General features: G+C 60.6%; 14 protein-coding genes. 9 read left to right on the top strand and 5 right to left on the bottom strand.

Features of this window, described 5'->3' with window-relative positions; genetic code table 11:
• Position 1 precedes the first annotated feature (1 nt).
• Positions 2-244 (bottom strand): molybdopterin converting factor subunit 1, encoded by a 243-nt coding sequence (moaD, locus tag NL123_RS25315; RefSeq protein ID WP_177050154.1) that lies wholly within the window; start codon positions 242-244, stop codon positions 2-4.
• Positions 241-714: a cyclic pyranopterin monophosphate synthase MoaC gene (moaC, locus tag NL123_RS25320; RefSeq protein ID WP_248486320.1), complete on the bottom strand. Its 474-nt coding sequence runs from the start codon at positions 712-714 to the stop codon at positions 241-243. Before moaC ends, moaD begins: the two co-directional genes overlap by 4 nt.
• Before the next feature lie 199 nt (positions 715-913).
• Between moaC and NL123_RS25325 the strand changes: the two genes are divergently transcribed.
• The 6 genes from NL123_RS25325 (at position 914) to ribD (ending at position 6,788) form a co-directional block, all read left to right on the top strand.
• Entirely contained in the window at positions 914-1,360 is a 447-nt protein-coding gene (locus tag NL123_RS25325; RefSeq protein WP_494358341.1) for a DMT family transporter, read from the top strand.
• Positions 1,361-1,452: 92 nt separating this feature from the next.
• Complete coding sequence (locus NL123_RS25330) at positions 1,453-2,199, top strand: class I SAM-dependent methyltransferase (RefSeq protein WP_071494067.1); 747 nt, start codon at positions 1,453-1,455, stop codon at positions 2,197-2,199.
• Positions 2,200-2,262: 63 nt separating this feature from the next.
• Positions 2,263-3,270: a formylglycine-generating enzyme family protein gene (locus NL123_RS25335; protein WP_494356594.1), complete on the top strand. Its 1,008-nt coding sequence runs from the start codon at positions 2,263-2,265 to the stop codon at positions 3,268-3,270.
• Positions 3,271-3,327: 57 nt separating this feature from the next.
• Positions 3,328-3,942: a GTP cyclohydrolase II gene (locus NL123_RS25340; protein WP_494356595.1), complete on the top strand. Its 615-nt coding sequence runs from the start codon at positions 3,328-3,330 to the stop codon at positions 3,940-3,942.
• 39 nt (positions 3,943-3,981) lie between these two features.
• Complete coding sequence (locus NL123_RS25345) at positions 3,982-5,685, top strand: WD40 repeat domain-containing protein (protein ID WP_494356596.1); 1,704 nt, start codon at positions 3,982-3,984, stop codon at positions 5,683-5,685.
• On the top strand, positions 5,682-6,788 hold the full coding sequence (ribD, locus tag NL123_RS25350; RefSeq protein WP_248486314.1) for a bifunctional diaminohydroxyphosphoribosylaminopyrimidine deaminase/5-amino-6-(5-phosphoribosylamino)uracil reductase RibD: 1,107 nt from the start codon (positions 5,682-5,684) through the stop codon (positions 6,786-6,788). Before NL123_RS25345 ends, ribD begins: the two co-directional genes overlap by 4 nt.
• Here the strand turns inward: ribD and NL123_RS25355 are convergent.
• Complete coding sequence (locus NL123_RS25355) at positions 6,767-7,693, bottom strand: LysR family transcriptional regulator (protein WP_058422911.1); 927 nt, start codon at positions 7,691-7,693, stop codon at positions 6,767-6,769. The genes ribD and NL123_RS25355 overlap by 22 nt on opposite strands.
• Before the next feature lie 47 nt (positions 7,694-7,740).
• Between NL123_RS25355 and NL123_RS25360 the strand changes: the two genes are divergently transcribed.
• Genes NL123_RS25360 through NL123_RS25370 form a run of 3 tightly spaced genes read left to right on the top strand, consistent with a single transcriptional unit; the run spans position 7,741 to position 12,387 of the window.
• Positions 7,741-8,154, top strand: a complete 414-nt coding sequence (locus NL123_RS25360) for a VOC family protein (RefSeq protein WP_248486313.1) — start codon at positions 7,741-7,743, stop codon at positions 8,152-8,154.
• A gap of 22 nt (positions 8,155-8,176) precedes the next feature.
• A complete protein-coding gene (locus NL123_RS25365; RefSeq protein WP_494356597.1) occupies positions 8,177-9,328 on the top strand; it encodes an efflux RND transporter periplasmic adaptor subunit in 1,152 nt (383 codons plus the stop codon).
• Positions 9,325-12,387 (top strand): MexW/MexI family multidrug efflux RND transporter permease subunit, encoded by a 3,063-nt coding sequence (locus NL123_RS25370; protein WP_494356598.1) that lies wholly within the window; start codon positions 9,325-9,327, stop codon positions 12,385-12,387. Before NL123_RS25365 ends, NL123_RS25370 begins: the two co-directional genes overlap by 4 nt.
• Positions 12,388-12,438: 51 nt before the next feature.
• On the opposite strand, the gene NL123_RS25375 is transcribed toward NL123_RS25370, so the two are convergent.
• The gene (locus NL123_RS25375; RefSeq protein ID WP_494356599.1) at positions 12,439-13,833 is read right to left on the bottom strand and encodes a PhoH family protein; all 1,395 of its coding nucleotides are present in this window, start codon (positions 13,831-13,833) and stop codon (positions 12,439-12,441) included.
• A gap of 339 nt (positions 13,834-14,172) precedes the next feature.
• A complete protein-coding gene (locus NL123_RS25380) occupies positions 14,173-15,297 on the bottom strand; it encodes a polysaccharide deacetylase family protein (RefSeq protein WP_494356600.1) in 1,125 nt (374 codons plus the stop codon).
• Positions 15,298-15,359: the final 62 nt, after the last annotated feature.

Below are 15,359 nucleotides of genomic sequence, written 5' to 3' on the forward strand. Positions count from 1 at the left end.
CTCAGCCTCCAGTCACAGGGGGGAAGAACGCCACTTCGTCACCCGCCTGCACCGGCTCATCGAGACCACACAACTCTTCGTTGCGCGCGCACATCAGGCTGGTCTCGTTGAGTACTGCAAACTCCGGGTCACTGGCCAACGCGAGGCGCACAGCATCAACGGTGGCGAACTCGCCCTCCATCTCCAGCGAATCAAAGCCCACAGCTTCTGCGTAACGTGCAAAAAATAATACGTTGATGCTCATGCCTGGTCCGCCTTGAAATGCCCGCTTTTGCCGCCGAGTTTTTCCAGCAGGCGAATGCTTTCGATGGTCATGCCACGGTCCACCGCCTTGCACATGTCGTAGATCGTCAGCGCCGCGATGCTGGCGGCGGTCAGGGCTTCCATCTCCACGCCGGTCTGGCCGGAGAGTTTGCAGCGCGCCACGATATGCACCGAGTCTGCACCGTCGGCGCTCAGTTCGACCTTGACGCCCGTCAACATCAACGGGTGGCAGAGGGGAATCAGGTCACTGGTTTTTTTCGCCGCCTGGATCCCGGCAATGCGGGCCACCGCAAACACGTCGCCCTTGGGGTGGGCGCCGTCGACAATCATTTTCAGGGTCTCGGGCAGCATGCGCACGCGCGCTTCGGCCACGGCCTCACGGAACGTCACGGACTTGTCGGTGACGTCGACCATATGGGCGCGACCTTGGGAATCGAGATGAGTCAGCACAGGGATACTCCTGATCAGGAGCAGCGATTGTAAACCCGTCGGTCAAGATTGCGCACACCTGATTACACCCGTAGCCCGCCGCTGAATCACGAGTAGCCAAATGCCCGATCAGTACGACGAATACTCCCCATCAGAACAAAGAATTGGCGCCAACAATCCAAGCACCGTAAAACTTGAAAAAAAACGGAATGCCTACTTCATGACCTTACTGTATTTCATCCTGCTCAGTTTATTCGCCGGTTTTGCAGTGCCCTTGCAGGCAGGCACCAACGCGAAACTGGGTAATCTGCTAGGTCATCCTTTATGGGCCACTGCAGTATCCCTATTGGTCAGCCTGGTTGTACTCATTATTGTCATTATTGCAGTCAAGGCGCCTCGCCCTAATCTTGCCGCCGTGCAAGACGGGCCCTGGTGGATTTGGATGGGCGGTGTTGCCGGCGTTTTTTATATTACCGTAGCGTTATTGATGGCGCCTCGACTGGGCGCCCTCAACTTCATCATGGCGGTATTGATCGGACAACTTATCGTTTCAATTGCGATTGACTATTTCGGCCTGCTGGGTTTCCCCAAACAGTCTCTCAACATTAACAAACTGGTCGGCGTACTTGTCGTCATAGGAGGGTTCCTTATTACCACTCGCACTTGATTCAGACAAAACAGGGTCACCGAAAACAGAAGAACTCTTCATGCTCCCAGTCAGGGATTGACGACAGCTATTAACTTTAAAAAGGTGAGGCAATGACCACTCAAACTGCAACGGCAACTTACGACGCCATCGGCGAACGCTTCGAAGCTTTCACGGACAGCGCCTCGCAGCGCTCGGTGGAAACCGCGACCTTCTTCAGCATGGTCGGTAATCCCAAGGGCAAATCCGTACTGGACCTGGCCTGCGGCTTCGGTTTTTTCGGACGCGAGCTGTATCGCCAAGGTGCCAGCAAAGTGGTTGGCGTGGATATTTCCGCCTCCATGATTGACCTGGCCCGCCAAGAGTCGGCGCGCAACCAGGAGCCGATCGAGTACCACGTCAGCGATATCTGCGATCTGGGCATTCTCGGCAAATTCGACCTGATCACCGCCGCCTGGCTGTTCAACTACGCCGATTCGCCAGAAAAACTCGACAAGATGTTCCAAGTCGTCGCCAAGAACCTCGCCCCCGGCGGACGGGTCGTGGCTTACACGGTAGAGCCAACCTTTCAATTGAAACGTGGCAACTTCACCAAATACGGCGTGCACGTACTCACCGAAGAACCCCACGAAGGCGGCTTCCGTCACCACGCCGAATTCGTCACCACACCGCCCAGCGCCTTCACCTTCCATCGCTGGAGCCGCGAGCGCTATGAGCTGGCAATCATGAAAGCCGGCTTCTCCCGCCTGCAGTGGCAAAAACCGATTATTTCCGAGGCCGAGCGGGCCAAGCACCCCAAGGGCTACTGGGATGACTTCGAACGCAACTGCCTGCAAACCGGACTGATCTGCACCCTCTGAAGGCCGGGTACGTGCGCCTGGGTGTACGTGCCTTTTCTCCCACGCAGTAGGAAAACGAGCGTTATGACTTCCAAGGGTTTCAACCATTGGCCCGTGTTCGACGGCCCCCTGACCGCCGAAATGACAGACCGTTTCTTGATGGGCCTGCCTGAGCACTTCCACGAAGCCGTCAACCTCAAGTTGCCGCTGGCAGCCTGGCGCCTGGTTTCGGAAGAGACCAGCGAACAGTTGGCCAACCGCGTCGAAAACCCTGTCTCGCCGCTGGCCTGGCGCTATGCAGCCGCCCAACTGCTGGCACTGACCAACGACCCCAGGCTCGATGTACTCAACCCTACGATGATTCAAATCAGCGCAGGCACCGTCGAGATCGGTTTGGCCGAATCGGCGGTCGACCAGGTGATGCACGACATGCGCGGCCTGGGCCTGGATCGGGACTGGATTGCCAAGGAAGTCCCTCGTCATCGCGTACACCTGCGGCCCTACGCCATCGGTAAATACCCGGTGACCAACCTCGAATACCGAGCCTTTCTCGAAGCCAACACGCAGGCACGGATTCCCGAAAGCTGGGCCTTCGGACAGTACCCTCACGAACGCGCCAACCATCCGGTCTACGGGGTCACTGCCGAAGACGCCGACGCCTACGCTGCCTGGCTCAGCGAAGCCAGTGGCCGCAGCTTCCGCCTGCCCACTGAGGCGGAATGGGAATACGCCGCCGCCGGCCCGGAAAACCTCGAATATCCCTGGGGGGATACCTTCCTGCCCGAGCGTGCCAACACCGCTGAACTGGGCCTGTTCGACACCACCCCGGTCGGCCTTCTGGTCGAAGGCGCGTCGCCATTTGGCTGCCTGGACATGGCCGGTAATGTCGAAGAATTCGTGGCTGACGACTACGCCCCCTACCCCGGCGGCACCGCCATCACCGACGACCTCGTCACTGTGGTCGGCACCCACCGCATCGCCCGTGGTGGCAGCTTCACGCGGTTTCGCGACCTGACCCGCAATTGCCGGCGTCACGGCAAGTATCCGCGACAGATTTACGTAATGGGCTTTCGCCTCGCACAAACCCTGTAACCCCTCCCCGTACCAAAACAATAACGCGTTGAACATTCAAGCACGGAAGGAACCGCCATGAACCGCCTAAGCGTACGCAACCACGTTGATATCCCCCTGGACGACCATTCCAACCCTGGAACTTTCTACACGTTCAGTGGGTTGGACACGGCACACGAACATATCGTGGTAAAGCTTGGCCCCGCCAATCCCATCAGCCCGTTGGTGCGTATTCACTCCGAATGCCTGACCGGCGATGTATTCAGTTCACAGCGCTGTGACTGCGGCCCGCAATTAAACGAGTCGATCCTGCGCATGCAGGAAGTGGGTGGCTATCTTATCTACCTGCGGCAAGAAGGCCGCGGCATCGGCTTATATGCAAAGTTGGACGCCTACCGCCTGCAAGATTCTGGCATGGACACGTTCGAAGCCAATACCCATCTGAACTTTCCTGAAGATGACCGCGACTTTTCCATGGCCGCTGGCATGTTAAAAGCGCTGAACATCAAACAGTGCCAATTGATCACCAATAACCCGGACAAAGTTCAGGCCCTGGTGGATAACGGCATTGTAGTGGACAACGTTATTCCGACCGGCGTGTTTGTCACCCGACATAACACTCATTACCTGCAAGCGAAAGTCGATAAGAAAAATCACGTGATCAACCTGATGAAACAACCGAAGCGCGCCTGACACTTTCTTCCGCCCACACTACATTAAGGATGATGACGCATGAGACACTTTGGCCCTATTAGTGGTATTGCAACATTCAACGATACGTACGTTGCGACCGCCGGTTATGACAACCAGGTTATTTTGTGGGATGCAAAAACCAAGACGCCGATCCAGCGTGTGCTCCACGACCACCTGGCCAACCAATGCGCGTTCAACGCCAGCGGCACCCTGCTGGTCAGTGCCAGCAGCGACTACACCGCCCGCGTCTGGGAAATTCCCTCGCTGCGCTTGAAAAGCGTGCTGGTGGGTCACGATGACGACATCGAAATGGCCGCCTTCTCACCGGATGGCCAGACCATCGCCACCTGCTCGCGGGACCACAGCATCCGCCTGTTCGACCTCAGCGGGCGAACCCTGCGAATCCTCAGCGGTCACGATGCCGACGTGATTTCGGTGTGCTGGGCCGCCGATGGCAAGACCCTGGTGTCCAGCAGCGATGACGGTTCGATCCGTCGTTGGGACGCTGCCAGCGGCGAACAACTGGACCTGATCGACCTGGGCGGCGTCGAAACCGACACCGTGGCCCTGTCCCGTGAGGGCATCATTTTCGCCGGTGACGACGAAGGCAAAATCTCCGTGATCAGCAGCACCGGCACCTACCTGCAAGCTGCCCATGCCGCCGGCATCAAGCGCATCGTATGGAACGACGCACAGCGCCTGCTGGTCAGCCTCAGCTACGACCGTTGCGTCATGCTGTGGGAGTTGACGCCCGATAACCAACTGGTGAAAACCGCCCAGACTTCACTGCCAAGCATCATCTGGCCACGCAGCTGTGCATTGCTGGGCAACCATCGCATCGCCTTCGTGACCTTCGGCTCAACCTATGCCACCTGGGATTTCACTACTCAGGAATGGGACGTGGGCGGCATCGAGCCGGCCATCAGTTTGAACGCCGTCACCGTGGTCGGCGACGACATCTACAGCATCGGTGATGCCGGCATCCTGCAGATCAATGGCCAGCCCAGCACCAAGGCCGGCAGCCTGTGCAACTTCCTGCTGCCCTTCGGCGACAGCGTGTTGACCGGCGGCCAGATGGGCACGGTGTTCGACGCCAAGACCGGCGACGTCATCTACCAGCACCGCTCACCGCTCAACTGCGGCACCACCTTTGAAAAAGATGGCCAGTTGCACGCCGCAATCGGTACGTACACTGGCGAAGCCTTGATCTTCAACCTGGAACACCAGCAGCCGCGCTTCCTGCGCGAAGTGCGCATGCACGAGAACGCCATCAAGGGCATCGCCGCCGATGAACAGTACCTGTTCAGCGTATGCGCGACTGCGGCCGCGGCGTTCTTCCGGATCAGCGACTTCGAGCTGGAAACCTACCTGGACAAGGCCCACGACCGTATTTCCAACGGTTGCACGCAGATCCAGGGCGGCTTTGCCAGTATCGGTCGCGACCTCAAGCTGCGCCTGTGGCAAGCCGGCAACAGCGAGGTGTATGACACCCCTCACAGCCACTCGATCAAGTGCATTGCCATCTCCAAGGACCGCCAGATGATCGCCACCGGCAGCTACGGCGGCACCGTGGCCGTGTTCGACCTGGCCAAGCGCAAATGGGCAAAGGTGGAGAAGATCACCGCCAGCGGTATTTCATGCCTGACCCATGACGCCGAAGGCAGTGGCTTCCTGGCCAGCGCCTACGACGGGCGTATCTACCCGATCACCGCTCACGCCGTGGCAGGGCAACGCCGCCCATGACCCACTTCAGCGAAATCGACTTTCAACATATGCACCATGCATTGTCGTTGGCCGAGCGCGGCAGTCACTCCACCTGGCCCAATCCACGGGTCGGGTGCGTCATCGCTCACGGTGCACACATCGTGGGCGAGGGCTGGCATCGGCGTGCGGGCGGTCCGCACGCCGAGGTCTTCGCCCTGCGCCAGGCCGGTGCCCTGGCCAAGGGCGCCACGGCCTATGTGACGCTGGAACCCTGCAGCCATGTCGGGCGCACCGGCGCCTGTCACCTGGCGCTGATCGAGGCTGGCGTGGCATGTGTGGTCGTCGCCCACGAAGATCCATTCGAGCAGGTCGACGGTCGTGGGATCGCCGAACTGCGCGACGCCGGGATCGAGGTGCGCGTGGGCTTGCTCAATGCGGCCGCCCGCGAGTTGAACCGTGGCTTCTTGTCCTCGGTCAAGCGTCATCGGCCGTGGGTGCAGTTGAAGATGGGCATGAGCCTGGATGGCCGCACCGCGCTGAACAACGGGCGCTCGCAATGGATCACCGGCGCCAGGGCGCGGGCCGATGTGCAGTATTGGCGAGCGCGCAGTGCGGCGATCCTCACCGGCAGCGGCACGGTGCTGGCCGACAACCCCTCATTGACCGTACGTGAGATGGCGTCTGCCGAAGCCATCGCGCCGCTGCGGGTGATCCTCGACAGCCAGGCGCGGGTGCCCGATACCGCGAAGGTGTTCGACGACCAGGCGCCAAGCCTGCATGTGGTGCACGAGCAACATCTGCCGCCAGGCGCCAACACTGAGCGCTTGCTCGGCCTGCCGGGCAACCAGAGTGGTCTCGATCTGCATGCCTTGATGGTCCATCTGAGCCAGCGCGGTTTGCATGATGTGATGGTCGAAGCCGGGCCGACCCTGGCCGGTAACCTGCTGCGCGCCGGGCTGGTGGATGAGCTGTTGCTGTACGTCGCGCCGCGCCTGCTCGGCGACCTCGCACGGCCGCTGGTGCATTTGCCGGAGCTGGAAAACCTCACCCATTCCCTGGACTTCACCCTGTACGAAGTGACCCAGTTGGGCCAGGACTTGCGGTTACGCCTGCGCCCCGATCAGTCGACCTGCACGGTATGAGCCACCACTTGCTTGACCTGTTCGCGCAACCACGCATGTGCCGGATCGTCACAGAATCGCTGGTGCCAGATCTGCACAAAGGGAAAGCGCGGAATGCTGAACGGTGGCGGCAACTGCACCAGGTCCGGGTTGAGCAACGTGTCTTCCAGCGTGCGGGTGGCGACGGTAAGGATCAGGTCGGTGTTGTGCAACAGGCTCGGCGCCGTACGCCAGTGCGGCACACTGACGGCGATACGACGGCGCAAGCCTTCGGCACGCAACAGGCTGTCTACTTCACCATTGGCACCACCATCCATGGACACCTGGATATGCGGACGATCCAGGTAGCTCTCCAGATCGAGCATGCCGTCCTTGGACAGGGTCCGCCGGTCGAGCAGGCAGGAAAACGTTTCCTCGAACAACACTTCCATCGACACATCGGGCGTCAGGCTGGGGAACACCCCCAGAGCCAGGTCGATCTTGCCCTGCGCCACTTGCTCGAACATCGCATGCCGGCTGCCCTGGGTCACCACCAGCGTGGTGTTCGGCGCCTCGCTGCGCAGTCGCACCAGCAACTTGGGCAGGATAATCGCCGCACCGTAGTCCGACATCGCCAATTGAAAGGTGCGTTGGGAACTGGCCGCGTCGAAGTCGATGGACTTGCCGAACAGTGTTTCGATCTGGCTGAGGATGTCGCGCAACGGCACCTGGATATTCTGCGCCAGGGCGCTGAGCACCACTTCGTTACCCTCGCGGATCAGGATCGGATCGTCGAGCAGCACCCGCAATTTACTCAAGGAATGACTGATGGCCGGCTGGCTCAAATGCAGTCGTGCACCGGTGCGGGTGACGTGTTTTTCAGTCAGCAGTGCATCGAGCACCACCAACAAATTCAAATCGATATTGCGCAGTAGGACCGTGACCATGCTGTGAATTCCATCTCAGGGAGCAACCTTCAACAAGGAGCAAAACCATGCCTCAACTCAAACGAATCATTGAGACCGCGCTGTACGTAGACGACCTCGACCGCGCCAAAGCGTTTTACGCCCAGCACCTGGAGCTTGAGACGATGGTCGAGAGCAACGTACTCGTCGCGTTAAACGTCGGCCAGCAGAATACCCTCTTGCTCTTCAAACGGGGCGCCTCTCTTCAAACCAAATACTTGAGCGGCGGCGAGATCCCGCCCCATGACGCCAACGGGCGCATTCATATCTGCTTTGCCATCGACGCCGACGACCTGCCGACCTGGGAGGCGCGCCTGGACAACGCAGATATTGCCATTGAGGGGCGCACCCACTGGCCCAAGGGTGGATCGAGCATCTATTTCCGTGATCCGGATGAGAACCTCGTCGAACTACTGACGCCGGGCTGCTGGCCCATCTACTGATTGCCATCAAGGAATGAAGCTTATGTCACACGTCAGTCGATCCGGACGTGCCGTCTCACGAACCACCGTGGCGTTGTCGATTGCCGTGGTCATCCTTATTGCATTGGCGTGGGCATTGTGGCGCTGGAGCCATCCGGCTGCCGCTGCCTACGCGCCCGCGCCGATCAAAGTGGCGGTGGCGCCGGTCAGCGACGCACCGTTCACCCGCTATCTGGAAGCCATCGGTGAGCTGGAAGCCGTGCAGCAGGTGAGCGTACCGGCTGAAGTCGGCGGGCGTGTGGTGCAGTTGCCAGTGGAATCCGGGCAGCGCGTCGAGCGCGACCAAGTGCTGGTCAGGCTCAACGATGCGCCCCAACGCGGCAACCTGATGCGCCTGCAGGGTGAGTTGGAAAATGCCAAGGTCAAGCTGGAACGCTCGCGCACCCTGGTCAAGGTGAACGCCACGTCTCGCGAAGCCTTCGACAATGCCCAGACCGAATACACCACCGCTCAAGGCGCCCTGCAGGAGCTCAAGGCGCAGATCGACCAATTGACCATTCGTGCACCGTTCGCTGGCACCCTCGGGATTCGCAAGGTTCACCTGGGCCAATTTGTGAACCCCGGCGACAGCCTGATCAACCTGGTCGGCGACAAGGGCCTGTACGTGAACTTCAGCGTGCCGGAGCAAGCCCTGGCACAACTGAAGGTCGGCAATACCCTGGATGTACAACTCGACGCCCTGCCGGGGCAAAGCTTCAGCGCACGCATCAGCAGTATCGACCCGTTCCTCGACCGCTCACGCACCCTGAGTGTCCAGGCGCTACTGCAGGCCCCCACCGACGGCGCCCTGCCGCGCATGTTCGCCAAAGTGCGCCTGCCACAGTCATTGCCCGGCAACACCTTGAGCGTGCCGGAAACCGCCATTACCTATAACGCCTACGGTGAAGACGTATTCGTGGTGCAGCCATCGGCCGATGCCAACACCCCGCCCGTCGCCCGCCGCGTATTGGTCAAGACCAGCGAACGGCGCAATGGTCGCGTGGTGATCGATGCAGGCTTGAATCCGGGTGACCAGGTGGTGATTTCCGGGCAGATCAAGCTCAGTGACGGTGCCGCTATCGAGCCCCTCGAACGTACGGTGTTGAGCGACGCCAACCCGCCCTCGGGGATGACCATGGCCGGAGAAAACCCGTGAAATTCACCGACCTGTTCGTACGTCGCCCGGTACTGGCCCTGGTGGTCAGCCTGCTGATCGTACTGGCCGGGCTCAAGGCCTACCTCGACCTGCCTGTGCGTCAATATCCGCTGCTGGAAAGCTCGGTGATCAGCGTGACCACCGACTACCCCGGCGCCCCCGCCGAGCTGATGCAAGGCTTTGTGACCCAACCGATCAACCAGTCCCTGGCCTCGGTGGAAGGCGTGGACTATGTCAGTTCCTCATCGGTGCAGGGCCGCAGCCAGATCACCCTGCGCATGGCACTCAACCAGGACTCGGCCAAGGCGTTGAGCGATGTGATTGCCAAGGTCAACCAGGTCAAATACCGCCTGCCTGAACAGGCCTATGATCCGGTGATCGAACGTTCCGCCGGCGATGCGACAGCGGTGGCGTACGTAGGGTTTTCCAGTGATTCGCTGTCGGCCTCGGCCTTGAGCGATTACCTGAGCCGCGTGGTGCAGCCGTTGTTTTCCACGATCGACGGCGTGGCCAAGGTCGAGACCTTCGGCGGCCAGCGCCTGGCCATGCGCCTGTGGCTCGACCCGCAACGCATGGCAGGCCACGGCATCAGTGCCGCCCAGGTGGAACAGGCGATCCGCAACAACAACTTCCAGGCAGCGCCGGGGCAGATCAAAGGCCACTATGTGATCTCCTCGATTCAGGTCAACACCGACCTGAGCAGCCTCGATGAGTTTCGCAACATGGTCATCCGCAACAACGGCGACCACCTGCTGCGCCTGCGCGATATCGCGACCGTCGAACTGGGTTCGGCGGCCTATGAAACCAGTGCGCTGATGGACGCCAAGCCCGCGGTGCACTTGGGCCTCTATGCGACCCCCAAGGGCAACCCGCTGTTGATCGTCGCCGACATCAAGCGCTTGTTGCCGAACATCGAGAAAACCCTGCCGCCAGGGGTCAAGGTGGCGCTGGCGTTCGAGACCGCGCACTTTATCGAAGCCTCGATTATCGAAGTGATCGAAACGCTGATCGAGGCCATCCTGATCGTGGTGGTGATCATCTACCTGTGCCTGGGCTCGGTGCGCAGCGTGATCATCCCCATCGTCAGTATTCCGTTGTCGATGCTGGGCGCCCTGGGTTTGATGACGTTGTTCGGCTTCAGCATCAACCTGCTGACGTTGCTCGCGATGGTGTTGGCGATCGGCCTGGTGGTGGATGACGCCATTGTGGTGATGGAGAACATCCACCGGCATGTCAAGGAAGGCCGCAGCGCGCTGCAGGCTGCCTTGTTCGGCGCGCGCGAGATCGCTTCGCCGGTGATCGCCATGACCATCACCCTGGCGGCGGTGTACATGCCCATCGGCCTGATGAACGGCCTGACAGGCGCGCTGTTCAAGGAGTTCGCCCTGACCCTGGCCGGCGCCGTGCTGGTCTCCGGGGTAATCGCCCTGACCCTGACCCCGGTCATGTGCGCCAAACTGCTACCTGGCCAGGAGCACGAAGGCACCATGAGCCGCCTGGCCGAGCGCTTCTTCCACCGCCTGGCACGCCTGTATCAGCGCGCATTGCTGGGTTCGCTGCGCAAGCGCGGGCTGATCCTGTTGTTCGGCGCCTTGGTGCTGCTCAGCCTGCCCTGGCTGTATGGCAATGCGAGCAAGGAGTTGGCGCCCAACGAAGACCAGGGCAACCTGCTGCTGGCGATCAAGTCACCACAGCACGCCAACCTGGATTATGTAGAGCGCTACGCCTATCAGTTGAGCGGGATTCTCGGCCACTTGCCGGAGACCGTGAGCACCTGGATCATCAACGGCAATGACGGCGTCGCCGCCAGTTTTGCCGGGGTGAACTTCACCGAATGGTCGCAGCGCCAGCGCAGCGCCGCGACGATCCAGGCCGAGCTGCAACAAAGTGTCGACGCCGTGGAAGGCAACTCGATCTTCGTGTTTCAGTTGCCGCCACTGCCCGCCTCCACCGGTGGTTTGCCGGTGCAAATGGTGATGCGCAGTACAGAAGACTACCGTTCGCTGTACCAGGCCATGGAGGCGCTGAAAACCCAGGCGCGGGCCAGCGGGCTGTTTGCGGTGGTCGACAGTGACCTGGCGTTCAATAACCCGGTGACCCAAGTGCGCATCGACCGCAGCAAGGCCAACAGCCTGGGGATTCGCATGCAGGACATCGGCAGTACCCTGGCGGTGTTGATCGGTGAGAACTACACCAACCGGTTCGCCCTGCAAGGCCGCTCCTACGATGTGATCCCCCAGAGCCAGGCCTCGCGGCGCCTCACGCCCCAGGACCTGAATGGCTTCTACGTCGACACCGACACCGGCCAGCAGGTGCCGCTGTCCACCGTGGTGAGCCTGCACAACGTGATCGAGCCGAACAAGCTCAAGCAGTTCAACCAGCAGAACAGCGCGACCTTCCAGGGTATTCCGGCACCCGGCGTCAGCCTCGGCCAGGCAGTGGCTTTCTTGCAGGAACAGAGCCGCCAGTTACCCGCCAGTTTCAGCCATGACTGGCAGGCCGATTCGCGGCAGTTCATCCACGAGGGCAATGCGCTGATGCTGACCTTCCTGTTTGCGCTGATCGTGATCTACATGGTGCTGGCCGCGCAGTATGAAAGCCTGACCGACCCGCTGATCATTCTGATCACGGTGCCGCTGTCGATCTGCGGCGCGTTGATTCCCCTGGCGCTGGGGCTGGCGACCATCAATATCTACACGCAGATCGGCCTCGTCACCCTGATCGGTCTGATCAGCAAGCACGGGATCCTGATGGTCGAGTTCGCCAACGAGCTGCAGGTGCTGTACCGCTGCACGCCGGCCCAGGCAATCATGCGCGCGGCACGCATTCGGCTGCGGCCGATCCTGATGACCACGGCGGCCATGGTGGTGGGCCTGGTGCCGATGCTGTTCTCGTCGGGTGCCGGTGCCAGCAGCCGTTTTGGCTTGGGGCTGGTGATCGTGATCGGCATGCTGGTGGGCACGCTGTTTACCTTGTTTGTCCTGCCGTCGGTGTACACCCTGCTGTCCAGGGCACATAAACCGGCGATCGATTGGGCACAGGTCGAGCAATCGGCCTGAGCACAAAAAACGGGCGCCCCATGGGACGCCCGTTTTGGTAGGTGCTGACGGTTAGAGATGGGATTCGGCGTATTCGGCCAGGATCGAACGTGGAACACCCTGCAGCGCAATGTGCACGCCGTTCGGGAAGTCTTTGAAGCGTTCAGTCAGGTACGTCAGCCCGGAGCTGGTCGCGGACAGGTACGGGGTGTCGATCTGCGCCAGGTTGCCCAGGCACACCACTTTGGAACCGGCGCCGGCACGGGTAATGATGGTTTTCATCTGGTGCGGCGTGAGGTTCTGGCATTCATCGATCAGGATCAGGCTCTGCTGGAAGCTGCGACCTCGGATGTAGTTGAGGGATTTGAACTGCAACGGCACTTTGCTGAGGATGTAGTCGACGCTGCCATGGGTGTTTTCATCATCCATGTGCAAGGCTTCGAGGTTGTCGGTGATCGCCCCCAGCCAAGGCTCCATTTTTTCCGCTTCGGTACCGGGCAGGAAACCGATCTCCTGGTCCAGGCCCTGCACGCTGCGGGTGGCGATGATGCGGCGATAGCGCTTGGTCACCATGGTCTGCTCGATGGCGGCAGCCAGGGCGAGGATGGTTTTCCCCGAGCCTGCGGCGCCGGTCAGGTTGACCAGGTGGATGTCCGGGTCGAGCAGCGCGTACAGCGCCAGGCTCTGGTAGATATCACGCGGTTTCAGGCCCCAGGCTTCCTGGTGCAACAGGGGTTCCTGATGCAGGTCGAGGATCAGCAGCTTGTCGACCTGGATCTCTTTGATCCAGCCCACGAAGCCCTGTTCGTCGACGATGAACTCATTGATGTGCACGGCCGGCAGGTTGTCGATCAGCTGCACCTGGTGCCAGGTACGGCCATGGTCCTGACGGGTTTCGACCTTGCTGACGCGGTCCCAGAACGAGCCAGTCATCATGTGATAACCACGGGACAGCATCGACACGTCGTCGACCAGTTGGTCGGTGCTGTAGTCCTCGGCCGCGATCCCACACGCTCGGGCCTTGAGGCGCATATTGATGTCTTTGGTCACCAGCACCACGCGCATTTCCTTGTCGCGGGCGTGCAGGTCGATCAATTGGTTGATGATCTTGTTGTCGTTCAGGTTCTCCGGCAGCAGGCTGTTGGGCTCGCTGCGCTTGCTCATCAGAATCGACAGCAAGCCCTTGGGTCCGCTTTTGCCGCGCTGGATCGGCACGCCGACTTCAACATCTTCCGGCGAGGCTTCGCCCAATGTCTTGTCGATCAGGCGGATGGCCTGGCGGCATTCGGCGGCCACGCTGTGGTGTCCGCTTTTGAGTTTGTCGAGCTCCTCAAGCACGATCATCGGGATGGCGACGTGGTGTTCTTCGAAGTTGAGCAGTGCGTTTGGATCGTGGATCAATACGTTGGTATCAAGCACATAAAGGATTGGCTGGTCGGAAGAAGGGTTACGTCCATGATCATCCATACTCGGTCACCTTTGTGGGAGCCAGTCGACGCAATACCTGGGCGGTGCTGCGCCTCGATTCGACCACCGACTGCACCTGAGTGACGTCAAGCGCAGTGCCCACATGAGGAGTCTTGGAAGACGCCACCTGTGTTGCAGGTTTCGGCGATCTGACTTCGTAATACCGCAAAACGTGTGACAGGAAAAAGCACTTTGACGCTTTTTTGAAGTTTATTTTTCAGGATGACGAATAGCACTAGCCGAGTGCCACTTACCCCGCTAAAGTCGGAAGTCCGCCTGCATCGAAATGTCGCACAAAATCACCCCGAAATCGCCCAAAACCCAACAGTTCCGGGCACTTCAGCGAAACGCCTCCCGGCAGTCCTGCCAACCCAGACCACTCTGCGCCGTCGCCTGCAACAGCATGGGCAAAGCGACCCGTGCCTTGTCCTGGGTGTCGTGGAACACAATCACGCCTTTGCGCCACAACAGCATCAAGGTCAGCACCCGTTGCGCCGACTCATCGGCCTTGAGCTTGCCCGGTTCATCCTGGGAATCGATGTCCCACAACGCCACCTGCAAGCCCTGGGCTTGAAAGAACCCCTGGCTGTCCGCGCGGCGCTGGCCATAGGGCGGACGGAACAGCGGCACGTAGTTTTCCGGCATCAGGTTCTGCGCCAACGACGCGCTGCGGGTGATCGAACTCTGCCAGTCCACCCAATGGCTGTGGGAACGGTACTGCCAACCCTGGGTGCCAACACACTGGCCCTGGTACAGCGCCTGCACATCGGCAACCGAGTTGCGCTCGACCCGGGTTTGCAGGCTGCTGCCGAGGGCGAAGAAGGTCGCGTTCATCTTTTGCTTGCGCAGGTAGTCGGCGAGCCAGTCGGTATTGCCGCTGACGGGGGCCGGGCCGCCATCGAACGTCAGCAGGAACAGGCGATCGTTGAACTCGTCGCCATTGCGCTCATGGTCGCCGAAACGCGCGATTTCGCTGCTGATCTGCGGAAACAGCGCCGCCTTGCGCAGCAGTTCATCCAGGTAGCGCTCATGGAAGGTATGGCTCGGAGCGGCCCAGCCTATATAGAAGGAGTCTTCGCTCACCTCGAACTTGCCGGCCTGCTCGCGCAGGTCGTCCATGTTCTCCACCAGATAGCAGAACGAGGCGTCTTCCTCGCAGCTCTGCTGGGCTAAGGTGTAGTTCTCCAGCAGGCGCTGCCAGAGCTGGCGGCGCAGGTCGTCGATGGCGGCCAGGTTGATGATCTTCAGGCCCAGGCGCTGCTTGAGCGCGGTTTCGTCCTGGTTCTCGCTGGCCAGGAGGCTGTGGGCGAACATCAGGATTTCGGCGCGTGACGCCACGTCGAACAGCGCCGGGCTGCCGAGTTTTTCGGGCCAGGAGCCACGGTCCAGGCTGGCCACATCCACGGGCGCCGCCTGGGCATTCAGGCATAGCAGGCATGCCGACAATAAAAGCGCTATTCGCACACAGGGTCTCCCTCTCCAGAGTCACCGGCCATCATAGCGGATCACGCCTATCGCCATCATAG

This window comes from Pseudomonas sp. FBCC-B1565 (genome assembly GCF_059133265.1).